We start from the raw sequence: 20,346 nt of genomic DNA, 5'->3' as shown, positions 1-20,346 counted from the left end.
GATGCACTTTTCGTGTTGCGCGCGGGGCCTCCGGCGGGGTGCCCGGCCGGGGCCGGGCACCCGGGTGTCACAGGACGGGCACGTCGCGGCGGCGCAGTGCGGCGAGCCCTGTGCCGGTGAGCAGGGCCGCGAGGGTCGCCAGCAGCACCAGCGGGGTGGCGGTCACCGTGCCGCCGGGCAGGTGGGGCACGTGGGTGAAGGGGGAGATGTCCAGCACCCACTGGTCCACCCCGATGGCGCCGCCGACCAGGCTGATCAGCAGGCACAACACGAGTGCCCCCCAGCTCACGGCGGCGGCGCGCGGCAGCAGGCCGAACAGCAGGACCGACACGGCGGTCAGCACCCACACCGCGGGCAACTGCACCAGCGCCCCCGGCAGCACCCGGGACACCTGGCCGGCGACGTCGCCGGCGCTCGCCCCGTAGCCCACCCCGAGGCCGAGCCCGGAGGCGACGAGCGCGGCGGCCGGGCCGAGTGCGGCGAACACCAGGTGGCTGCCCGCCCAGCGCAGCCGCCCCGCCGCGGTGCCGAGCAGCGGCTCGGCCCGCCCGGCGCTCTCCTCGGCGCGCAGCCGCAGCGTGGCCTGGATGCCGTACGCCGCCGCGATCAGCCCGAACAGGCCCATCATGGCGGAGAAGTAGCTGTCCACCAGGCCGGCGACGCCACCGAGTCTCGTCATGATGTCCTTCATCTCGCGGCTGTCGCCCATCAGGTCGCCGAGGCTGTCGGCGACGCCGCCGAGCAGCACGCCGACCACGGCGAACGTGGCGATCCACCCGGCGAGCAGGCCGCGGTGCAGCCGCCAGGCGAGCGCCAGCGGCGAGCGCAGCCCGGGCGCCGCCGAGGCGGGGCCGAGCCGGGACGGCAGCAGGCCGGCGCCGACGTCGCGCCGCGCGGAGAGCGCGACGGCCACCACGACCAGCAGCACGGAGACGGCCGCGGCGAGCACGCCGGGAGCCCACGTGTCGCCGCTGTACGGGGCGATCTTCTGTGCCCAGCCGATCGGCGACAACCAGGTGAGCCAGGACAGCGGCCCGTCGGACAGCGCGCTGACGTCCCCGGTCATGCGGAGCACGTACGCCACGCCGAGGGTGACGATGGCGAGCGCCCGTGCGCCGCCGGCGCTCTCGGTGAGCTGCGCGGCCACGGCGCCGACGCCGGTGAACACCCAGCCGCACACCGCGAACTCCAGGCCGAACAGCCACGACCCGGTGGCGGGCAGTCCCTGCCCGAGCATGCCGAGCGCCAGCACCACCCCGAGGACCGCGTTGGCCACCACCGTGGTGAGGACGGCCGCCGCGAGACCCGCGTGCCGTCCGACCACCGTGGCGCCGAGCAGCTCGCGGCGGCCGGCCTCCTCATCGGTCCTGGTGTGCCGGATGACGGTGAGGATGCTGAACAGGCCGATCATGACCGGGATGAACCCGGCACGCCACGCGGTCAGCTCACCGACGCCGGACCCCGACAGCGGGCCGTACAGCGCGATGAACCCGGCGTTGCCGGTGCTGGCGTCGGCGTACCCCTGGCGCGCCTGCGCCGTGGGGAACAGCTCGTTGATCGACGCCACGTACGAGACGGGGATCACGCCGAGCATGAGCACCCATATCGGTGTCAGCACGCGGTCGCGCCGCAGGATGAGACGGGCCAGCTTGCCGGTGCCCGTGAAGGCCTTCATCGGGCGGTCTCCGGTTCCCGTGCCGCGGCGCCGTCACGCTCGTAGTGGCGCAGGAACAGTTCCTCCAGCGTCGGCGGCCTGCTCACGAGGCTCCGCACGCCCGCGGCGGTGAGCTGGCGCAGCGCCGGGTCCAGCGCGTCGACGTCGACGTCGAAGCGCACGTGGCCGTCGTCGACGCGCAGGTCGTGCACGCCGGGCAACTCGGCGAGCCCGGTGACGGGCGCGGACAGCTCGGCGTCGATGGTGGTGCGGGTGAGGTGGCGCAGGTCGTCCAGGGTGCCGGTCTCGACGGCCCGGCCCTCGCGCACGATGGTGACCCGGTGGCACAGCGCCTCGACCTCGGACAGGATGTGGCTGGACAGCAGCACGGTGCGGTCCCCGCGGCGCAGCTCCTCACGCACGACCTCGCGGAACACCTCCTCCATCAGCGGGTCGAGCCCGGAGGTCGGTTCGTCGAGCAGCAGCAGCTCGACGTCGGAGGACAGCGCGGCGACCAGCGCGACCTTCTGCCGGTTGCCCTTGGAGTACGCGCGGCCCTTCTTGCGGGGGTCGAGGTCGAAGCGTTCGAGCAGCTCGTCGCGCCGCTTCTTGTCCAGCCCGCCGCGCAGCCGGCCGAGCAGGTCGATGACCTCGCCGCCGGACAGGTTCGGCCACAGCGTCACGTCGCCGGGCACGTAGGCCAGCCTGCGGTGGAGTTCGGTGGCGTCGGCCCAGGGGTCGCCGCCGAGCAGCCGGGTGGTCCCGGCGTCCGGCCGCATCAGGCCGAGCAGGATGCGGATGGTGGTGGTCTTCCCGGCGCCGTTCGGCCCGAGGAACCCGTGGACCTCTCCGGTCCGCACCGACAGGTTCAGCCCGTCGAGGGCGCGGGTGCGGCCGAATGTCTTGACCAAGCCCTCAGCGTGGATCGCCTCGGTCATCGTCGTACTCCTTCGGGCGCGCGGTGTGCCGCGCGCCTCCTGTGGGGGAACCATGCTGGAGCCGCTCCAGCGTGGCGTGCAGCTCCGCCGCGATCTCCGGGCTGAGCAGAGCGTGCGAGTAGAAATCCACCAGGCCCCGCGCCATGCGGACGTACCCCTCGGTCTCGCGGACGTCGGCACCGAGGACGCGCGACAGTTGCTCGTGCATGGTGAACAGTCCCATCTGCATCACCATCATCACGCCCATGTACGCCCGCGGGTCGGTGACGGTGATCCCCTGCTGGGCGATCCACTCCTCGCCCAGCCTGAGGTTGCGGTCGAACATCGCCGTGGCCCGGTCCGAGCCGTCCATCATCGAGCGCGCGAGATACCGCTGCAGCCGCATCACCGCCGGGTGCGTCTCGATCATGAACCCGGAGTTGATGTGCCCCTCCCGGAAGAGCTCCCCGCGGATCTCGTCCAGCCGGTCCATGGCGTAGGAGTCGCACGCGTCGCGCAGCGCCTCCTTGGAGCCGAAATGGTGGCGGACCAGCCCCGAGGACACCCCCGCCTCGGCGGCGATGTCCCGGATGCTGGCCCCGTCGATGCCCCGTTCGGCGAACAGGCGCAGGGCCGCGTCCCGGATGCGGGCGCGGGCCGTCAGGTCCTCCGCCGCGCGGTCACCGGACGCGCCTGCCACCATGCTCGCTCCACATCTGTACAGGTTCCTACTCGCATGTACAGCACACTATACACACGTGTAGCCCGTCGCTGTCAGCGGCCGTGCGGCATGAACCTCCCGAAACGCCCCCGGTGGTACAGCAGCGGATGGTCGGGCGTGTGCACCCGCGCGTCGGTGACCAGGCCGACGACGAGGATGTGGTCCCCGATGTCGAGGCTGGTGTACGGCGCGCACAGCAGGTGGGCGGCGGTGTCCCCGAGCAGCGGCGTGCCGAGCGGCCCCGGACGCCAGCGGGTGGGCGCCGCGAACCGGTCCACACCCGGGCGGGCGAACCTCGCGGCGAGCTCGGCCTGGTCCCCGGCCAGGATGTTCACCGCGAACTGCTCGGCCTCCTTGAGCCTGGGCCAGGTGGTGGAGTTCTGGTCGACGTAGAAGCACACCAGCGGCGGCTCCAGGCTGACCGACGAGAACGACGTGGCGGTCAGCCCGGCGGGGATGCCGCCGGTCTGCCCGGTGACGACGACGACCCCGGCGGCGTGCGCGGACAGCACCCGGCGGAACCGCGCCGGGTCCACGGCGGGGCCGGGGAGGATCTCGGTCATGCCCCGGCCCCCTGCCGCAGCCCCGCGGCGGCCACCTGGGGAGCCACCTGGTCGGCCCACTCGGCGAGCACCGCGTCCAGGTCCGGGATCTGCGCCTCCAGCAGCGCGAGCCCGGGGGTCGGCACGGTGGCGCCGAGCTCCAGCAGCAGTGGCCGCAGGTGCACCTCGACGGCCAGGGCGTGCCGGGGGTCGCCCATGACCAGCAGCGGCAGCGCGACGGTGCCGCGCAGCGCCCGCGGCGGCAGCCGGTCGGCGAACGCCTTGAGCAGCCCGGTGTAGGTGGCCTTGTAGGTAGGGCTCGCGACCAGCAGCACCCGGGCGCCCGCCACCAGTTCCAGCGCCACCTCCACCCCGGGCGACGGCGTGGGGGACAGCAGGTGCGGGCCGAGCGCCGACAGGTCCACCACCTCCAGCGGCTCGGTGAGCCCGGCGCGCCCGCCGACCACCTCCGCGGCCCGCAGCGCCACGGTGCGGGTCCTCGACCCCGGCCTCGGGTTGCCGATCAGCGCGACCAGGCCGCTCATGACGCCACCACGAGTTCCCGGTGCTCGCCGGCGCCGTCCTCACGGGCGAAGCGGGACGGGGGACGGTCAAGGCCGTAGTTCTCCCGCAGGGTGCGCCCGGTGTACTCGGTGCGGAACAGGCCCCGGGCCTGGAGCTCGGGCACCACGTGGTCCACGAACAGCGACAGCCCGTCGGGGAGGATCGGCGGCATGATGTTGAAGCCGTCGGCGGCGCCGTTCTCGAACCAGAGCTGGATCTGGCCGGCGATCTGCTCGGGCGTGCCCGCCACCACGCGGTGCCCCCGCCCGCCGGCCAGGCGGCCGAGCAGTTGCCGCACGGTGAGGTCCTCCCGGCGGGCCAGCTCGACCACCAGCCTGCGGCGGCTCTGCGCGCCCTCGGTCTCCACGCCGACGTCGGGCAGCGGCCTGTCCAGGTCGTCCTCGCCGAGGTGGATGCCGGTCATCTGGGAGAGCTGCGCCAGGCCGTAAGCCGGGATGATCAGGTCCTCCAGCTCCTTCTCCAGCCGCAGCGCCTCCCGCTCGGTGGAGCCGATGACCGGCGAGATGCCCGGCAGCACGACGACCTGCTCGGGCCGCCTGCCGTACCTGGCGAGGCGTCCCTTGAGGTCCGCGTAGAACTCCTGGCCGTCCTCCAGGGTCTGCTGCGCGGTGAACACGGCCTCGGCGTGCCGGGCCGCGAACTCCATGCCGTCCTGCGACGACCCGGCCTGCACGAGCAGCGGGTGCCCCTGCGGCGGCCGGGCGATGTTGAGCGGGCCGGTGACGCCGAAGTGGTCCCCGGTGTGCCGGATCGCGTGGATCTTCCCGGAGTCGGCGTACCGCCCGGCGTCGCGGTCGCGCAGGACGGCGTCGTCCTCCCAGCTGTCCCAGAGCTTGGTCACCACGTCGAGGAACTCGCCGGCCCGCTGGTACCGCGCGGCGTGCGCGGGGCGCTCGATGCCGAAGTTGCGCGCCTCGGCCTCGCCGGCGGAGGTGACGATGTTCCACCCGGCCCGCCCGCCGCTGATGTGGTCGAGCGAGGCGAACTTCCGCGCGACGTGGAACGGCTCGTTGTACGTGGTGGACACCGTGGCGATCAGGCCGACGTGCTCGGTGACCGCCGCGAGCGCGGCGAGCAGCGTGAGCGGCTCCAGCCAGCCGAGCGCGTTGTGCCGGACGTCCCCCTGCAGGGCGAGCCCGTCGGCGAAGAACACCGAGTCCAGCTTCCCGCGCTCGGCGATCGCGGCCAGCCGCTGGTAGTGCCGCACGTCGGTGATCAGGGCCGGGTCGGTGCGGGGGTGGCGCCAGGCGGCCTCGTGGTGGCCCACCCCCATGAGGAAGGCGTTCAGGTGCAGCGTACGACGGGACATCAGGTGGTCCTCCAGGTGGAGAAGCGGCGCTCGACGAGGAGCAGCAGCAGGTTGAACGAGAGGCCGACCACGGAGATCGTGATGATCCCGGCGTACATCTCGGGGATGCGGAAGCTGGCCTGGGCGTCGTTGATGAGGTAGCCGAGCCCGGCCTTGGCGCCGACCATCTCGGCGATGAGCAGCACGAGGATCGAGTACGCCCCGGCGAGCCTGATGCCGGTGAAGATGGTGGGCACGGCCGCGGGCAGGATGACCTTGCGGAACAGCGTGACCGGGCCGAGCCCCATGGACCGGGCCGACTTGATCAGCATCGGCTCCACGGTCTTCACGCCGCTGACGGTGTTGAGCAGGATCGGCCACGCGCAGGCGTACAGCACGAAGGCGACCTTGGAGGACTCGCCCAGGCCCAGGATCAGGATGAACACCGGCAGCAGGGCGATCGGCGAGGTGTTGCGGAACAGTTCGAGCAGCGGGGTGAGCAGGTCGGCCACCGGCTTGTACCAGCCGATGACGAGCCCCAGCGGGACGGCCAGCGCGATGGCGAGGCCGAAGCCGGACAGCGACCGGATCACCGACGCCTGGAAGTGCTCGGCGAGCTGCCCGCTGAGCAGCAGGTCGTACCAGGCCACCAGATCCTCGGAGAGCGGCGGCACGAAGACCCGGTCCACCACCCCGATGCGGGGCAGCGTCTCCCAGACGGCGAGCAGCAGCGCGATGGCCGACGAGTTGCGCACCGCCCGCGAGCCCCCGTGGCGCACGGCGCCGGAGAACCGGCGCCACGGCGACCGCCCGGCGGTCCGCGGCTTCTCGTCCTCCTCCGGCGCGGCGTCGTCGTCGGGCAGGTCGTACCAGTGGACGTCGCCGGGGTACTCCTCCGGTGTCCCCTCGCGGGGCCCCTCGGCGACGGCCACGTTCCGGCCCGCCTCCGCGGTGCGCGGCTCAGCCACGGCGGCTCACCACCTCACGCTTGGCCGTCGCCCCGGCGCCCTCCTCGCGCAGCAGCGTCCACACGTGGTGGCGGTACTCGCCGAACGCGGGGTTGGCGCGCAGGTCGCCGTCGCGGGAGTCGAAGTCGACGGGGAAGATCTCCTTGATGCGGCCGGGCCTGGCGGTCATCACCGCGACCCGGCGGCCGAGGTAGACCGCCTCGTCGATGCCGTGCGTGATGAAGACGACGGTCTTGCCGGTCCGGTGCCAGATGTGCAGCAGCTCCTCCTGGAGCGACTCGCGGGTCTGGGCGTCCAGCGCGGCGAACGGCTCGTCCATCAGCAGCACCTGCGGGTCGAACGCCAGGCTGCGCGCGATGGCCACCCGCTGCCGCATGCCGCCGGACAGCTCGTGGGGGTAGCGCTCGCCGAAGCCGGCCAGCCCGACCAGCTCCAGGTAGTGCCGGGCCCGCTCGGCCCGTTCCCGTCTCGGCACGCCCTTGGACTCCAGGCCGAACTCGATGTTGGCGAGCGCGGTGCGCCAGGGGAACAGCGCGTACTGCTGGAAGACGATGCCGCGGTCCAGGCCGGGCCCGGTGATCGGCGCGCCGTCCAGCAGGATCTCCCCGGACGTCGGCGTGGTCAGGCCCGCGACCAGGTCGAGCAGGGTGGACTTGCCGCAGCCGCTCGGCCCGACCAGCGTGAGGAACTCCCCGGCACGCACGTCCAGCGAGATGTCCGTCAGGGCGGCGATCGGCGTGCCGCCGTCCCGCACCGGGAACTCCTTGCGGACGTTCCTGATGGCGATCTTCGCCTCCGTCGCGCCCGGTTCCCAGCCGGTGACCTGGTCGAGGGTGGCGGTCATGAAACGCTCCCGTTCGCGTAGGGGTTGAACTCGTTGGTGTAGAGGTCGCCGAGCTTCACCTGGCCGGGGCGGATCTCGCCCTCGCGCTCCAACCAGTCGATCCAGGTCTGGAACTCGCTCTCGGCGATCACCCCGCCCTTGCCGGCGATGCCGGTGCTCTTCCAGAACCTCACCGCCCCCGCGTCCTCGTTACGCCCGCGCTCGGCGATGATCTGCTCGAACTTCGCGACCACTTCCTCGCGAGGACGGGTCTGCGCCCAGTCGACGGCCTTGGCGAAGCCCGCCACGAACGTCCTCACGGTGCCGGGGTCGCGGGCGATGAAGTCCTCGCGGAACACGACCGCGCCCGCGGTGAACGGCCCGAACAGCTCGACGTCGGTGAACAGCGGCCGCAGCCCGCCGCGCTCCAGCGCCTTGTCCTTGAGGACGCCGCCGAGCGTGCCGACGTCCAGCGTGCCCTGCCGCACGGCCTGCTCGGTGTTGACCGGCGGGACGACGACCAGCTCGACCTGCTTGATCTGCTCGGGGGTCAGGCCGTTGCGCTTGAGGTACTCCTTGATCACGGCCTCGTGGTGCGCGCCGAGGGTGTTGACGCCGATCTTCTTGCCGATCAGGTCGCGCGCGGTCCTGATCGGGCTGTCCTCCTTGACGTAGTAGCCGTTGAAGCTCTCCTTGTCGGAGCCGTAGTAGCCGATCACCCCCTTGATGGGCGCCTTCGCGGCCCTGAGCTTGATGATCGCCCCGTTGAAGGCGCCGCCGAAGTCGATCTGGCCGGTGGCGACGGACTGGATGTCCTGGGGTCCTGAGGTGGTGTTGCCGATCCACTTGAGTCTGACGTCACCGAGGTAGCCGAGGTCGGCGGCGAGCTCGGCGAAGGTGACCTGGCCGGCGTTGCCCTGGTAACGAAGTTCGGTCGCACCCGGGCCGCCGGACGCGGCGCCCTGGCCCGCGGCGGCGCCGCAGCCGGCCAGTACGGACGCGAGCGCGGCGGCCAGCGCGACGGGCAGCAGGGCGTGTCTGATTCTGATCACGGGAATTCGTCCTCACGGAGAACGGGCATGCTCGCGCGACCCGGTCGCGGGCCGGCGAAAGCACAGGGAACGGGCGTGGGCGGCGTCGGCCACGCGGGGGGAGAGGCGGGGCGGGGCGGCGTCGGGCCGCGCTCACTGCCCCGGGCGAGAAGAAGAGGACCGATCGGTGATCAACGACACTGCGCGGCGACGACGCGCCCGAAGTCGACGTACGGGCGCCGGGTCAGGTAAAGGCCCTGGCTCATGTCCTTCACGCTACGAGCCCGGCTCCGGTAAGTCAATATTTCCTACCTGATATGCATGAAATGGACGGATCGCGACTTCGGGTGGTGATCGTCCCGCCTCAGGAGCCGGGACGCCGCGCCAAGGCCGCCGGCACGGGGATGACCGGGAACGGGTTGTCCGGCAGCAGCATGACCGACCGCGACGGGTCCCCCCGGAGCGCGGCGTGCAGGTGGAGCAGTGCCGCCCCGATGCCGGCCGCCCCCACCATGTACCCGGTGTCGGCGGAGACCTCGGCGGGCCGGATCCGCCGGTACGCCTGCCGCCAGCGCAGGCCCCGGCCGTCGGGGTCGGCACCCGAGCCCATGAGGTGCTCGCCGAGCGTGCGCGCGAAGGCCAGGTACGCCTGCCGGCCGGTCGCCGACCACAGGCCGACGAACAGCTCGAGCAAGCCGGCCACGCCGCAACACTGGCAGGCGACGTCCCAGAACCCCGCCGTCCGCACCCACGGCACGCCGCTGGTCATGACGCCGTGCGCGAGCAGGTCGACCCACTCCTGGTCGCCCGGGTCGCCCGTCACCTGGTGCAGCTCGTGGAACATGCGCGCCACGCCGGCCGAGCCCGAGCAGAACCCGAGGTAGTGCAGCTCACGGCCCTGCGGCACGTGATGCGGCACGACCGCGCACCGGCCGCGCATCGTGCTCACCTGCCGCACGAACCCGGCGCCGCGCCGGGCGGCGGCGAGGAACCGCTCGTCGCCGGTGACGCCGTACAGCCGGGCCATGAGGAACGCCGTGCCCGCCGTGCCGGACAGGAAGCCGGGCGTGACCGCGTCCGCGGGCAGGTCGGGGCAGTCGCCGAACAGGTGGCCGGGCACCGCTGCCCCGGCGACACGCCTGCCCGCCTCGACGGCCACCTCCTCGTACGCCGGCACGCCGAGCACCGCTCCCGCGTGCAGCAGGCCGAGGATGACGCCGCCGTCACCGCGTTGCGCCGGGTCCCTGGACCAGCCCACGCCGTCGTCGAAGACGCGCACCCGGCGCACGATGTGGTCGGCGGCGGCCACGGCCGCGTCCTCCAGGGCGGCGTCGCCGAGCGCCCAGCCCGCCCGGGTGAGCGCGACCACCGTGCCGGTGAGGCCGTGGTACAGCGACAGGTCGGTCTGCCGCCGCCAGGTAGCGGCGAGGTAGCGGGCGCCGGCCCGCGCGTCGTGCAGGTACGCCTCGTGGCCGGTCGCCTCGGCGAGCTCCAGGAAGAAGAGCACGATGCCGGCCGCGCCCGCGTAGAGGGAGGCGGGTTCGGGGGTGCCCGCCGAGCGGCCGCCGGGGTCGGGGTTGGCCTTCCAGTGCCTGCCGTTCTCGTCGTCGACGGCCGCTGACCTGATCCAGCGGGCCGCCGCGATCGCGGCGCTCAACGGAGTCTCGGCGCGCCCGCCGCCTGGGCGGATTCGATCCGAACTCATGACCAGGATTATCCCATACATCTGGTAGGAATATAAGGTTTGTCGACTGGAGCGTTGGGAGGACCGTCGATGCCCTTTCCGGACTTCCTTGTCATCGGTGTACCCAAAGCAGGCACAACCGCCCTGCACGCCGCCCTTCGGCCCCACCCCGCGCTGTACATGTCCCCGGTGAAGGAACCGAAGTACTTCCTCACCGACGGCCCGCCACCGGCCAGGGGAGGCCCGGGCGACGCCGCGACCTACCGCGAGCACGTCTGGCGGCGCGAAGACTACGAAGCCCTGTTCGCCGGCGCGCCCCCAGGGGCACTGTGCGGCGAGTCGACACCTTTCTATCTCTACGACCTGAACGCTCAGCGACGTATCCACGACATTATCCCGCGGGCACGGCTCATCGCCATCCTGCGCGACCCGGTCGAGCGGGCCCACTCCAACTGGACGCACCTGTGGTCGGCCGGGCTGGAGCCGATCGGCGACGTGGTGCGGGCGTGCGGCGAGGACGAACGGCGCAAGGCCGCCGGATGGGCCCATTTCTGGCATTACCTGAGCCAGGGCCGGTACGGCGAACAGCTCGCCCACCTGTACACCCTGTTCCCCCGCGAGCAGGTGCTCGTCCTGCGGTACCGCGACCTGCTGCACGACCCGGCGCGCACCCTGGACCGGGTGTGCGGCTTCCTCGGCGTGGAACAGGGCCTGCTCACACAGATCCCGCGCGAGAACGTCACCGCCCAGCCCGAGCAGGGACGGCGCCACCAGGTGCTGTCGATGGCGCTGCGGGCGCTGGCCAGGGCCGGTCACCACCTGCCCGAGAGGCTGGCGCGGGCGCCGATCGAACGCATCGAGGGCATACTCCAGCACCAGGGCGCCCCGCGCCGCCCGCTCACCTGGGAACAGCGGCAGCGGCTGCTGCCCCACTTCGCCGAGGACATCGCGCTGCTGGGGCAGGTCACGGGCGAGGACTTCAGCGACTGGCTCGGCCCGCGCGAACGCTCCGGAGGCATGGTCGGCTCACGCCCGCCGGGTCAGCGGCAGGCGCGCAACGGCCGCCCCGGCCGTACGGCGTGACGGGGACACGCGTGACGGTGACTCACGTGACCGGCGTGACCGGTCAGCGCAGTTCGGTGCGCAGCTCGTGGGCGCCGTCGGCGCGGGTGTACTCGTAGTACAGCCGCGTGCCGCCGCCCGGCAGGTCCACGAGGTCGAGATACCGCAGGCCGCCGCCGCGATGGGGTGAGACGGCGAGCGGCGCCGTGCCGATGGCGGTCAGCGCGCCGGGCCCTGAGCCGACGGCCACGCCGGTCTTCTCCTCATAGTTCTCCGCCGCGTCGGCCCGGCCGTCGTAGAACGCCACGACCCGGTCACCGGCGAAGCGCACCGCGCTGACGCGCACGCCACGGGAGTCCCACTCGCCCGGACGGCCGCGCAGCGCGGTGCCCTGCCAGGTCCAGTCCAGGCCGTCGAGGCTGGTGGCGTAGTCGGTGACCATCTGGTCGGCCTGCTCGGGGTCGGCCAGCGGGTGGCAGGAAGCCCACAGGTGCCACACCCCGCCGTGCCGGACGATCACCGTGTCCTTGACGCCGACGCTCGCGTCGCCCGCGAGCACGGTGCGCCGGGTCGCCGGGTCGAAGCCCGCCGGGTCGTCGGCCTCCAGCACCTCGACCCGCCAGTGCTTGGTGCCGTGGGTGGCGCAGCTCAGGTACAGCCTCCAGCGCCCCTCCGGCGTGTGCACCAGCGTGGGGCGCTCCAGGGACTCGGCGTCCATCTCCTCACGGCGGATGGTCAGCAGGCTCTCGAAGTTCGTGCCGTCGGCGGAGCGGGCGACGGCGACCGCGTACCCACGGCCCTCGCCGATCGGCCGCCGCAGCCGGTACGCCAGGTAGATCGTCCCGTCGGACAGCACAGCGCTCGGCGCGCCCGCCCAGTGACCGTCGCCGGCCACCTGGGGGGAGATCGCGATCGCCGAGCGGTCGGGGGCGGGAAGCAGCGCGCCGAGGCCGGCGACGCTCGCGTCCTCGGAGACAGGGGTCACCTTGGGTAGCGGCTGGGCTAGGTTCACGGGTGTTCACTCCTCACGGTGTTGGCTCTGAGCTTGCCATACATCATTTCCTTCTTTACCTATTCACTTTACAGGAAATTACTCTCCGACGCCTGTGACGAGATCATGATCCACTTCTCGTGGCCGGATTAGGGAGTGCGCAGGGGGCCCACACTCGATAGCGTGCCGGTATGGGGGAACTCATATCCGTCAACCTCGCCGTGCCCCGGCACAACCCCGCGAAGGACACCGGGGTGACCGGCATCGACAAGCACCCCACCACCGAGCCGGTGCTCGTCCGGGCCCCCGGGCCCAAGGGCCCTGGGCTCGTGGGGGACCAGATCTTCGACGTCGCCCACCACGGCGGTGACGACCAGGCCGTGTACGCCTACGCCCGCGAGGACCTCGACTTCTGGGAGGCCGAGCTCGGCCGGCCGCTGACCGGTGGGGTGTTCGGCGAGAACATCACCACCCGCGGCCTCGACGTCACCGGGGCCCTGATCGGGGAACGCTGGCGCGTCGGCGAGCACGTCGTGCTGGAGGTCTCCAGTCCCCGCCTCCCCTGCGGCACGTTCGCGCACTGGATGGACGAGCAGGGCTGGATCAAGCGTTTCACCCAGGTCGCGCGGCCCGGAGCGTACTTCCGGGTGATCACACCAGGTGCGATCAGGGTGGGCGACCCCGTCGTCGTCGAGCACCGCCCCGATCACGAGGTCACCATCGGCGTCACCTTCCGCGCCGTCACCCTGGAGCCGGACCTCCTCCCCCTGCTGCCGCCGGTGGAGGCGCTGCCGAAAGCCATGCGCGAGCGCGCCGCCCGCCGCTCCGCCAAGAAGACGTGACCACGCCGCGGACCGCGCGGCCGGAAGGGAGTTCACCCGATGGGTGACGTGCAGAAGCGCGTGCAGGAAGCCGCGGACCGCCTCGTCGAGGACGGCACGGAGCGCGGGATCCAGGTGGCGGTCTACCGGCACGGTGAGCAGATCGCCGACGCCGTGGCCGGCGTGGCCGACCCCGCCACCGGACGCGTGGTCACCCCCGGCACCGTGTTCTACAACTTCTCGATCGGCAAGGGCGCCGCCGCGGCCGTCGCGCACATCCTCGCCGAGCGAGGGCTGTTCACCTACGACACCCCCGTCGCCGAGTTGTGGCCCGAGTTCGCGGCGCACGGCAAGGGTGGCGTGACGGTGCGCCACGCGCTGACCCACGCGGCCGGGGTGCCGGGCGTGCCGCCGGGCACCACCGTCGAGGGCCTGTGCGACTGGGACCGCGTGTGCGCCGGCATCGCGGCCGCCGAGCCCTGGTGGGAGCCGGGCACCCAGGTCGGGTACCACGCCTACACCTTCGGCTACATCGTCGGCGAGATCGTGCGGCGGGCCACCGGGAAGCCGATCTCCGTGGTGCTGCGCGAGGAGGTCGCCGAGCCGCTCGGCGTCGCCGATGAGATCTACTTCGGCATGCCCGAGTCCGAGCACCACCGGCTGGCTCCGCTGGAGGACGCCGAGAGCACCGGCGCGATGATGGCGAGCATGCCGCCCGACCTGCCGATGTTCAAGGCGGGCGGCCCCGAGTTGTGGCCGAGCGCCGCGCTCGGCAACCGCACCGACATCCTCGTCTCCGACATCCCCGCGGGCGGCAAGACCTCGGCCCGCGCCATCGCCCGCATGTACGCGGCGCTGCTCGGCGAGGTGGACGGCGTGCGGCTGATCTCCCCCGGGCGGCTGCGCGAGGTGTCGTCCCCGGCCGCCGAGGGCGTGGACGCGGTGTTCGGCAACGAGTCCCGCTGGGGCCTCGGCTACGCGCTCGGCCGCCCCGGCGCCACCGAGGACGTCCCTGGCGCGTTCGGCATGGCCGGCGCGGGCGGCAGCTACGCCCTGGCCGACATCTCCACGGGCACGGCGCTCGCCGTCACCAAGAACCGCCTCAGTCTCGATTTCTCCACCGTCAACCAGATCAGCAAGCTGGTCTTCGAGACGTGAGCCGGGGCGCCGGGGGCGCCGTCAGGCCGGGCAGCAACATTCCTCGTCGTCGTCCCGCTTGGTGACCGTGCCGGCGGCCTCGTCGTCATCGTCGTCCTCGTCGTCACGCGCGATCGCCTGCGTGTTCTTGACCTTGGACTTCTTCTCCTTCGGCGCCTGCACGATGACCTGCAACGTGACGTGACAGACCCGGACGTTCTTACACAGGGCGCTCTGCACGTTGGTGATGCCGCCGAGGTTCTCGGTGGAGGTGTGCTGGTTGCCGCGCTGGTTGGTCGGGCTGTTGACCTCGACGATGCTGCGGTTGCGTTTGCCGTTGCCCGCGGTGATGCTCCGCGGGTCGTCGCCGCGGGTGGTCGCGTGCCTGGAGTGCTTGGTGTGCTTGACGTGCTTGACGTGCTTCGCGTGGCGCCGTTCGTCTCTGCCGTCCGCGTTCGCGGGAGAGGCGGCGGCCAGGGCGGCCAGGCAACCGAGCACGGTCAGGGTGAGCAAGCCCCCCATGGTGCGTGGTCGTCTCATCTGAGCCTTTGACGGATCTTGCACACCCGGTGCGTCTTCTTGCAGAAGGCCGACTGGGCGAAGACCCCGCCGCCGATGGCGCTGTTCTCGGCGTGCTGGATGCCACTCAGGTGCGCCGGGCTGTTCCACTCCACGAAGACCTTGTTGCCCCTGCCGTTGCCGACCCGCAGCCGGATGGAGTGGCGGTCGTCGTGCTTGTGGTTGTGGTTGTGGGCCCTCGGCCGGCCCTGGGCCGTGGCGGCGTGCGCGGAGCCTCCCAGCGACACGGCTCCGGCGGAGAGGACGAGCGCCGAGACGACGAGCGCGGCCCGGCCTGCCCGGGCGGCCCGGCTCTCCCTGTTTCGCGAGTCCATTCGGTGTACACCTCGATCATCTCGATGCGGGCGACGCCGGCCCCGGTGACAGAGGGCTCTTACCCCGCTACTCACCGATCATCGCCCGGTTGATCGATCATGACCGCCGCGCTGACCGAGTCTTTGCCGTCCGCCGGGCACGGTGGACGGACCGGCGCAGGACTCCCCGCGAGGCACCCGTCTCGTCCTGCGCGCGGGCACGGTGCACGGCACGGCGCGCGCCGGGCAGACTCGGGCCGCATGACGGGCATGGTCATCGCCGACGGCCACCGCCTGCACCCGGAACGGTGGGGCGGCGACGGCCTGCCCCGGGGGTGACCTGACCCGTTACGATGTCCGGGGTTTCCGGTCGGGGAGGGGTTTGGGTGGATTTGACGGAGCGGGGCGCGGGCTTCGCGGCGTTCTGGCGGGAACGCCACCTGGCCACCCTGTCCACCGCCCGGCCCGGCGGCCCCCCGCACGTGGTTCCCGTGGGCGTGACCCTGGACCTGCCCACCGGCACCGCCCGCGTCATCACCTCGGGCACGTCGTACAAGGCGCGCCTGGTCGCGGCGACCCCGGGGATCCCCGTCGCCCTCTGCCAGGTGGACGGCCGCCGCTGGTCCACCCTGGAGGGCCACGCCGTCGTCCGCACCGCCCCCGGCGACGTCGCCGACGCCGAACGCCGCTACACGGCCCGCTACAAGCCGCCGCGCCCCAACCCGGCCCGCGTGGTCCTGGAGATCCAGGTCACCCGCGTCCTGGGCAACGTATGACGCCCACCGCCGCTCTCTCCCCACGCGAGCCCGCCCCACGCGGACCCGCCCCACGCGGACCCGCCACACGCGGACCCGCCACACGCGGACCCGCCACACGCGGACCCGCCACACGCGAGCCCGCCACACGCGCGGCCCGTGCCCGCCGGTGCCGGTCCACCGCCCCTGAACCGCGTGCGGCTCGCTCCAGGGACGCCCGGTGATCACCGTCGTGGGGATCGGCGCGGACGGCTGGGCGGGGCTGGCGGCCGGCTCCCGTGAGGCCGTGGCGGCGGCCGAGGTGCTCGTGGGGAGCGCGCGGCAACTGGAGCTGGTGCCGGCGTCGGAAGCCGAGCGGGTGCCGCTGCCGTCGCCGCTGCTGCCCGCGCTGCCGGGGCTGCTCGCGGCGCACGAGGGGCGGAAGGTCTGCGTGCTGGCGAGTGGGGACCCCATGTTCTTCGGCATCGGGTCCACCCTGGCGCGCCTGCTCGGGGCCGGGGCGCTGCGGGTGCTGCCGCACGTGTCGTCCCTGTCCCTGGCCTGCGCCCGGCTCGGCTGGCCGGTCGAGAAGGTGACCGCGGTCAGCCTGCTCGGCCGGCCCCTCGCGGCGCTGGCCGCCGAGCTGCGGCCCGGCGCCCGCGTGCTCGTGCTCGGCCCGGACGGCGACGCCCCCGCCGCGGTGGCGGGGCTGCTCACCGCGCGCGGCTACGGCGCGAGCACCCTCACCGTCCTGTCCGGTCTCGGCTCCCCGGAGGAGGCGCGCCTCTCCGGCACCGCCGCCACCTGGCCCGCCACCCCCGCCGCCGCCCTCAACGTGACCGCCGTCGAGTGCGTCCCCGACCCCGGCACCCGCCCGCTGGCCCGCGTGCCCGGCCTGCCCGACGACGCCTTCGACCACGACGGCCAGCTCACCAAACGCGACGTCCGCGCCGTCACCCTGTCCCGCCTCGCCCCCCTCCCCGGCGAGTTGCTGTGGGACGTCGGCGCCGGCGCCGGCAGCATCGCCATCGAGTGGATGCGCACCCACCCCGCCTGCGCCGCCGTCGCCGTGGAGAGCCACCCGGCCCGCTGCGCCCGCATCCGCCGCAACGCCGACACCCTGGGCGTTCCCGCGCTGCGCCTGGTGGAGGGCCGCGCCCCCGGCGCGCTGGCCGGACTCCCCGCCCCCGACGCCGTCTTCGTCGGCGGCGGCGCCACCACACCCGGCGTACTCGAAACCTCCTGGGCCGCCCTCCGCCCCGGCGGCCGCCTCGTGGTGAACGCCGTCACGCTGGAGTCGGAGGCCACCCTCGCCCACTGGCACGCCGCCCACGGCGGGGACCTGACCCGCCTGTCCGTCCAGCACGCGTCCCCCATCGGCGGCTTCACCGGCTGGCGGACGTCGATGCCGGTCACCGTCTGGTCCGCGACGAAGGGGGACATCTCATGACCGTGTACTTCATCGGTGCCGGTCCCGGCGCCGCCGACCTCGTCACCGTGCGCGGGCTGCGGCGGCTGGAGTCCTCCCCCGTCTGCCTGTATGCCGGCTCGCTGGTCCCGCCGGAACTGCTGGAGTCGTGCCCGCCCGGCGCCCGCCTGGTCGACACCGCGAACCTCACCCTGGACGAGATCGTCACCGAGCTGGCCGCCGCCCACCACGCCGGCCAGGACGTCGCCCGCCTGCACTCCGGCGACCCGTCGGTCTTCAGCGCCGTGGCCGAGCAGATGCGCCGCCTTGACACCCTCGGCATCCCCTACGAGGTCGTCCCCGGCGTCCCCGCCTTCGCCGCCGCCGCCGCCTCCCTCGGCCGGGAGCTCACCGTCCCCGGCGTGGCCCAGACCGTCATCCTCACCCGCACCGCCGCCCGCGCCACCCCCATGCCCCCCGGCGAGGACCTCCCGTCCCTGAGCAGGAGCCGCTCCACCATGGTCCTCCACCTGGCCGTCCAGCACATCGACGCCGTGGTGGCCGACCTCCTCCCCTCCTACGGCCCCGACTGCCCCACCGCCGTCGTCGCCCACGCCACCCGCCCCGACGAACTCATCCTGCGCGCCCCCCTGGCCGCCATGCCCGCCTTGGTCAAGCAAGCAGCCATCCGCCGCACCGCCGTCATCATCGTCGGCCGGGCCCTGTCCGCCACCCACTTCCCCGACAGCCACCTGTACAGCAAGACCCGCCCCCGCCCCTGACCCCTCGTACACCCCACCGTGACCCCTCGGACACTCCCGCCCTGACCCGCCCGTCCCCCCCGCCCAGCCGACTCCTGAAGGGACCACCCCCTCATGCCCCGCCGCGTCCTGATCCTCGGCGGCACCGCGGAGGCCCGCGCCCTGGCCGCCACCCTCACCCAGGACCCCGGCCTGCACGTCATCTCGTCCCTGGCCGGCAGGGTGACCAACCCCCGCCTCCCCGAAGGCGAGGTGAGACTGGGCGGCTTCGGCGGCCCCGACGGCCTGTCCGCCTACCTGACCACCCAGAACATCCAGGCCGTGATAGACGCCACCCACCCCTTCGCGGAAAAGATGACCGCCTCCGCCACCGAAGCCACCACCCGCACCCGCACCCCGTACCTGATCCTCCGCCGCCCCGCCTGGCACCCCACCCCCCAAGACCACTGGCACCCCGCCCCCTCCCTGACCACCGCCGCGGAAACCCTGCGGACATCCCCCCACCAACGAGTCTTCCTGACCACAGGCCGCCGCAGCCTCCCCGCCTTCACCCCCCTCACAACCCGCTGGTTCCTGGCCAGATCCGTGGACCCCCCCGACCTCCCCGTCCCCCCGAACGTCCACATCCTCCTGGCCAGAGGCCCCTACACCGTCCCCGGCGAACGACACCTCCTCCAGACCCACGACATCGACGTCCTGATCACCAAGAACAGCGGCGGCCCCCTCACCACCGCCAAACTCACCGCCGCCCGAGAGCTGAACCTCCCCGTGATCATGATCGAACGCCCCGCTCTCCCGGACGACGTCCCCCGCACCGAGACCGTGGAGGAAGCGGCCCGGTGGCTGCTCAGCCGGTAGCGGGGTACCGGCGCGGCGTGTAGACCTGGCCCTGGGGGGTCACACGGGTCTGGGTGGAGCCGATGATCAAGAGGCAGCGCATGTCGATCGTGGTGGGGTCCAGGGAGGCGAGGGTCGTCACGGTCAGTTGTTCGGCGGGGCTGCCTACCTGACGGCCTATGACCACGGGGGTGGTTCCGGGGCGGTGGGTGAGCAGGAGGTCGCGGGTGGCTTGCACCTGCCAGGTGCGGGTCTTGGAGGCGGGGTTGTAGATGGCGATGACGAGGTCGGCCTGGGCGGCGGCGGTGAGGCGGGACGCCACCACCTCCCAGGGCTTCAGGCGGTCGGAGAGGGAGAGGACGCAGTAGTCGTGGCCCAGGGGGGCGCCGGCGCGGGACGCCACGGCTTGGGCGGCGGTCAGGCCGGGGACGACGCGGACGGGGACGGATTCGTACCTGTCGTCGGCGGCGGCTTCCAGGACGGCGGTGGCCATGGCGAAGACGCCGGGGTCGCCGGAGGAGACCACTGCCACGTGGGCGCCTGACAGTGCCAGGTCCAGGGCGTGTCTCGCTCTCGCCGCCTCTTCGGTGTTGTCGGTGCGGTGGCGGGTCTGGCGGGGGTTGGGGGGGACGCGGTCCACGTAGGGGGCGTAGCCGACCAGGTCGGTGGCGGCGGCCAGGGCGTCCTGGGCTTCGGGGGTGAGCCATTCCCGGCCGGCGGGGCCGAGGCCCACCACGGTGACCTCTCCGGGGGTGGGCTCTTCCTGCCGCGGCGGATCGGGGGCGGGGCGCTGGTCCAGGGGGCTCGGGAGCAGGGCCAGGGAGAAGTACGGGACGCCGGCGGGGTCCACGTCCTTCAGGGGGGCGAGGCGCTCGGCGGGGGTGGTGGCGCGTTCGACGTACCAGGCGTCGTCCAGGCGGCCGGCTTCGGCGAGGGCGTCGCGGACCTTCTCGAAGGTGCGGCCGAGTTTCAGGACGGCGGCGGAGTCGGTGGTGCGCAGCTTCTCGGTGAGGACGTCGGCGGGCAGCGTGCCGGGCAGGACGGTCAGCGTCTCCTCGTGCTCCACGAGCGGGCGCCCGAGTACGGCCGAAGCGGCGCTGACCGAGGTGACGCCGGGCACGACCTCGGTGGGGTAGCGGTGGGCGAGGCGCTTGTGCATGTGCATGTAGGAGCCGTAGAAGAGCGGGTCGCCCTCGCTCAGCACGACCACGGTGCGGCCGGCGTCCAGGTGCGCGGCCAGGCGGGTGGCGCATTCGGCGTAGAAGTCGTCGAGCGCGCCACGGTAGCCGCCGGGGTGGTCGGTGGTCTCGGTGGTGAGCGGGTAAAGCAGCAGCTCCTCCACCTGGCCGTCCCGCATGTACGGCAGGGCGATGGAGCGCGCGATGCTGCGGCCGTGCCGCGCGGCGTGGTAGGCGATGACGTCGGCCTCGCCGATGAGCCTGGCGGCCTTGACCGTCACGAGTTCCGGGTCGCCGGGACCGAGGCCGACGCCGTACAGCCGTCCCGTCAT

The 20,346-nt window shown here is 73.0% G+C and carries 21 protein-coding genes; 7 read left to right on the top strand and 14 right to left on the bottom strand.

Annotated elements, in window-relative coordinates; genetic code table 11:
• Positions 1-67: 67 nt before the first annotated feature.
• From ABGB17_RS16850 to ABGB17_RS16805, 10 genes are all read right to left on the bottom strand, one after another.
• Positions 68-1,675, bottom strand: a complete 1,608-nt coding sequence (locus ABGB17_RS16850) for an ABC transporter permease (protein WP_347630413.1) — start codon at positions 1,673-1,675, stop codon at positions 68-70.
• Positions 1,672-2,592 (bottom strand): ABC transporter ATP-binding protein, encoded by a 921-nt coding sequence (locus ABGB17_RS16845; RefSeq protein ID WP_347630411.1) that lies wholly within the window; start codon positions 2,590-2,592, stop codon positions 1,672-1,674. The genes ABGB17_RS16850 and ABGB17_RS16845 overlap by 4 nt, the downstream gene beginning before the upstream one ends.
• Positions 2,570-3,274 (bottom strand): helix-turn-helix domain-containing protein, encoded by a 705-nt coding sequence (locus tag ABGB17_RS16840; RefSeq protein WP_347630409.1) that lies wholly within the window; start codon positions 3,272-3,274, stop codon positions 2,570-2,572. The genes ABGB17_RS16845 and ABGB17_RS16840 overlap by 23 nt, the downstream gene beginning before the upstream one ends.
• 71 nt (positions 3,275-3,345) lie before the next feature.
• Positions 3,346-3,855 carry a flavin reductase family protein gene (locus ABGB17_RS16835; RefSeq protein WP_347630407.1) on the bottom strand — a complete coding sequence of 170 codons (510 nt, stop codon included), beginning with the start codon at positions 3,853-3,855 and terminating at the stop codon, positions 3,346-3,348.
• A complete protein-coding gene (locus tag ABGB17_RS16830; protein WP_347630405.1) occupies positions 3,852-4,379 on the bottom strand; it encodes an NAD(P)H-dependent oxidoreductase in 528 nt (175 codons plus the stop codon). The genes ABGB17_RS16835 and ABGB17_RS16830 overlap by 4 nt, the downstream gene beginning before the upstream one ends.
• Entirely contained in the window at positions 4,376-5,728 is a 1,353-nt protein-coding gene (locus ABGB17_RS16825; RefSeq protein WP_347630403.1) for an LLM class flavin-dependent oxidoreductase, read from the bottom strand. Before ABGB17_RS16825 ends, ABGB17_RS16830 begins: the two co-directional genes overlap by 4 nt.
• Positions 5,728-6,675, bottom strand: a complete 948-nt coding sequence (locus ABGB17_RS16820; RefSeq protein WP_347630401.1) for an ABC transporter permease — start codon at positions 6,673-6,675, stop codon at positions 5,728-5,730. The genes ABGB17_RS16825 and ABGB17_RS16820 overlap by 1 nt, the downstream gene beginning before the upstream one ends.
• A complete protein-coding gene (locus ABGB17_RS16815; protein ID WP_347630399.1) occupies positions 6,668-7,519 on the bottom strand; it encodes an ABC transporter ATP-binding protein in 852 nt (283 codons plus the stop codon). The genes ABGB17_RS16820 and ABGB17_RS16815 overlap by 8 nt, the downstream gene beginning before the upstream one ends.
• Positions 7,516-8,550 carry an ABC transporter substrate-binding protein gene (locus ABGB17_RS16810; protein ID WP_347630397.1) on the bottom strand — a complete coding sequence of 345 codons (1,035 nt, stop codon included), beginning with the start codon at positions 8,548-8,550 and terminating at the stop codon, positions 7,516-7,518. Before ABGB17_RS16810 ends, ABGB17_RS16815 begins: the two co-directional genes overlap by 4 nt.
• A 343-nt stretch (positions 8,551-8,893) precedes the next feature.
• On the bottom strand, positions 8,894-10,234 hold the full coding sequence (locus ABGB17_RS16805; protein WP_347630395.1) for a lanthionine synthetase LanC family protein: 1,341 nt from the start codon (positions 10,232-10,234) through the stop codon (positions 8,894-8,896).
• 69 nt (positions 10,235-10,303) lie between these two features.
• Here ABGB17_RS16805 and ABGB17_RS16800 point away from each other — a divergent pair, with 69 nt between their 5' ends.
• Positions 10,304-11,296, top strand: coding sequence for a sulfotransferase (locus tag ABGB17_RS16800; RefSeq protein ID WP_347630393.1), 993 nt, complete (start codon positions 10,304-10,306; stop codon positions 11,294-11,296).
• 43 nt (positions 11,297-11,339) lie between these two features.
• Here ABGB17_RS16800 and ABGB17_RS16795 read toward each other — a convergent pair whose 3' ends face one another.
• Positions 11,340-12,287 (bottom strand): hypothetical protein, encoded by a 948-nt coding sequence (locus tag ABGB17_RS16795; protein ID WP_347630391.1) that lies wholly within the window; start codon positions 12,285-12,287, stop codon positions 11,340-11,342.
• A gap of 170 nt (positions 12,288-12,457) precedes the next feature.
• On the opposite strand from ABGB17_RS16795, the gene ABGB17_RS16790 reads away from it, so the two are divergent.
• The gene (locus ABGB17_RS16790; protein WP_347630389.1) at positions 12,458-13,108 is read left to right on the top strand and encodes an MOSC domain-containing protein; all 651 of its coding nucleotides are present in this window, start codon (positions 12,458-12,460) and stop codon (positions 13,106-13,108) included.
• A 39-nt stretch (positions 13,109-13,147) separates the two neighbouring features.
• Complete coding sequence (locus tag ABGB17_RS16785; RefSeq protein WP_347630387.1) at positions 13,148-14,245, top strand: serine hydrolase domain-containing protein; 1,098 nt, start codon at positions 13,148-13,150, stop codon at positions 14,243-14,245.
• A gap of 21 nt (positions 14,246-14,266) precedes the next feature.
• Here the strand turns inward: ABGB17_RS16785 and ABGB17_RS16780 are convergent, their stop codons facing one another.
• Together ABGB17_RS16780 and ABGB17_RS16775 are read right to left on the bottom strand one after the other, a co-directional pair.
• Entirely contained in the window at positions 14,267-14,737 is a 471-nt protein-coding gene (locus ABGB17_RS16780) for a hypothetical protein (protein WP_347630385.1), read from the bottom strand.
• A gap of 23 nt (positions 14,738-14,760) precedes the next feature.
• Positions 14,761-15,117, bottom strand: coding sequence for a hypothetical protein (locus ABGB17_RS16775; protein WP_347630383.1), 357 nt, complete (start codon positions 15,115-15,117; stop codon positions 14,761-14,763).
• 365 nt (positions 15,118-15,482) lie between these two features.
• On the opposite strand from ABGB17_RS16775, the gene ABGB17_RS16770 reads away from it, so the two are divergent.
• The 4 genes from ABGB17_RS16770 (at position 15,483) to ABGB17_RS16755 (ending at position 18,857) form a co-directional block, all read left to right on the top strand.
• A complete protein-coding gene (locus tag ABGB17_RS16770; protein WP_347630381.1) occupies positions 15,483-15,872 on the top strand; it encodes a pyridoxamine 5'-phosphate oxidase family protein in 390 nt (129 codons plus the stop codon).
• Positions 15,873-16,071: 199 nt separating this feature from the next.
• Positions 16,072-17,280: a precorrin-6y C5,15-methyltransferase (decarboxylating) subunit CbiE gene (gene cbiE, locus ABGB17_RS16765; protein WP_347630379.1), complete on the top strand. Its 1,209-nt coding sequence runs from the start codon at positions 16,072-16,074 to the stop codon at positions 17,278-17,280.
• Positions 17,277-18,020 (top strand): precorrin-4 C(11)-methyltransferase, encoded by a 744-nt coding sequence (gene cobM, locus ABGB17_RS16760; RefSeq protein ID WP_347630377.1) that lies wholly within the window; start codon positions 17,277-17,279, stop codon positions 18,018-18,020. Before cbiE ends, cobM begins: the two co-directional genes overlap by 4 nt.
• A gap of 93 nt (positions 18,021-18,113) precedes the next feature.
• Positions 18,114-18,857 carry a cobalt-precorrin-6A reductase gene (locus ABGB17_RS16755; protein WP_347630375.1) on the top strand — a complete coding sequence of 248 codons (744 nt, stop codon included), beginning with the start codon at positions 18,114-18,116 and terminating at the stop codon, positions 18,855-18,857.
• On the opposite strand, the gene cobJ is transcribed toward ABGB17_RS16755, so the two are convergent.
• A complete protein-coding gene (gene cobJ, locus ABGB17_RS16750) occupies positions 18,847-20,346 on the bottom strand; it encodes a precorrin-3B C(17)-methyltransferase (RefSeq protein WP_347630373.1) in 1,500 nt (499 codons plus the stop codon). The genes ABGB17_RS16755 and cobJ overlap by 11 nt on opposite strands.

The sequence above is a fragment of the Sphaerisporangium sp. B11E5 genome (assembly GCF_039871875.1).
In the GTDB taxonomy this organism is placed as follows: Bacteria; Actinomycetota; Actinomycetes; order Streptosporangiales; family Streptosporangiaceae; genus Sphaerisporangium.
The sequence above is the reverse complement of the archived record's forward strand: the minus strand, read 5'-3'. Positions and strand labels throughout refer to the sequence as shown.

Bases quoted from the DNA above. Each gene is read 5' to 3' on its own strand.
- ABGB17_RS16840 (WP_347630409.1), bottom strand. From the start codon at position 3,274: ATGGTGGCAGGCGCGTCCGGTGACCGCGCGGCGGAGGACCTGACGGCC.
- ABGB17_RS16755 (WP_347630375.1), top strand. From the start codon at position 18,114: ATGCCCCGCCGCGTCCTGATCCTCGGCGGCACCGCGGAGGCCCGCGCC.
- ABGB17_RS16835 (WP_347630407.1), bottom strand. From the start codon at position 3,855: ATGACCGAGATCCTCCCCGGCCCCGCCGTGGACCCGGCGCGGTTCCGC.
- ABGB17_RS16845 (WP_347630411.1), bottom strand. From the start codon at position 2,592: ATGACCGAGGCGATCCACGCTGAGGGCTTGGTCAAGACATTCGGCCGC.
- ABGB17_RS16775 (WP_347630383.1), bottom strand. From the start codon at position 15,117: ATGGACTCGCGAAACAGGGAGAGCCGGGCCGCCCGGGCAGGCCGGGCC.
- ABGB17_RS16790 (WP_347630389.1), top strand. From the start codon at position 12,458: ATGGGGGAACTCATATCCGTCAACCTCGCCGTGCCCCGGCACAACCCC.
- ABGB17_RS16785 (WP_347630387.1), top strand. From the start codon at position 13,148: ATGGGTGACGTGCAGAAGCGCGTGCAGGAAGCCGCGGACCGCCTCGTC.
- ABGB17_RS16805 (WP_347630395.1), bottom strand. From the start codon at position 10,234: ATGAGTTCGGATCGAATCCGCCCAGGCGGCGGGCGCGCCGAGACTCCG.
- cobM (WP_347630377.1), top strand. From the start codon at position 17,277: ATGACCGTGTACTTCATCGGTGCCGGTCCCGGCGCCGCCGACCTCGTC.
- ABGB17_RS16830 (WP_347630405.1), bottom strand. From the start codon at position 4,379: ATGAGCGGCCTGGTCGCGCTGATCGGCAACCCGAGGCCGGGGTCGAGG.
- cobJ (WP_347630373.1), bottom strand. From the start codon at position 20,346: ATGACGGGACGGCTGTACGGCGTCGGCCTCGGTCCCGGCGACCCGGAA.
- ABGB17_RS16800 (WP_347630393.1), top strand. From the start codon at position 10,304: ATGCCCTTTCCGGACTTCCTTGTCATCGGTGTACCCAAAGCAGGCACA.
- ABGB17_RS16850 (WP_347630413.1), bottom strand. From the start codon at position 1,675: ATGAAGGCCTTCACGGGCACCGGCAAGCTGGCCCGTCTCATCCTGCGG.
- ABGB17_RS16825 (WP_347630403.1), bottom strand. From the start codon at position 5,728: ATGTCCCGTCGTACGCTGCACCTGAACGCCTTCCTCATGGGGGTGGGC.
- ABGB17_RS16815 (WP_347630399.1), bottom strand. From the start codon at position 7,519: ATGACCGCCACCCTCGACCAGGTCACCGGCTGGGAACCGGGCGCGACG.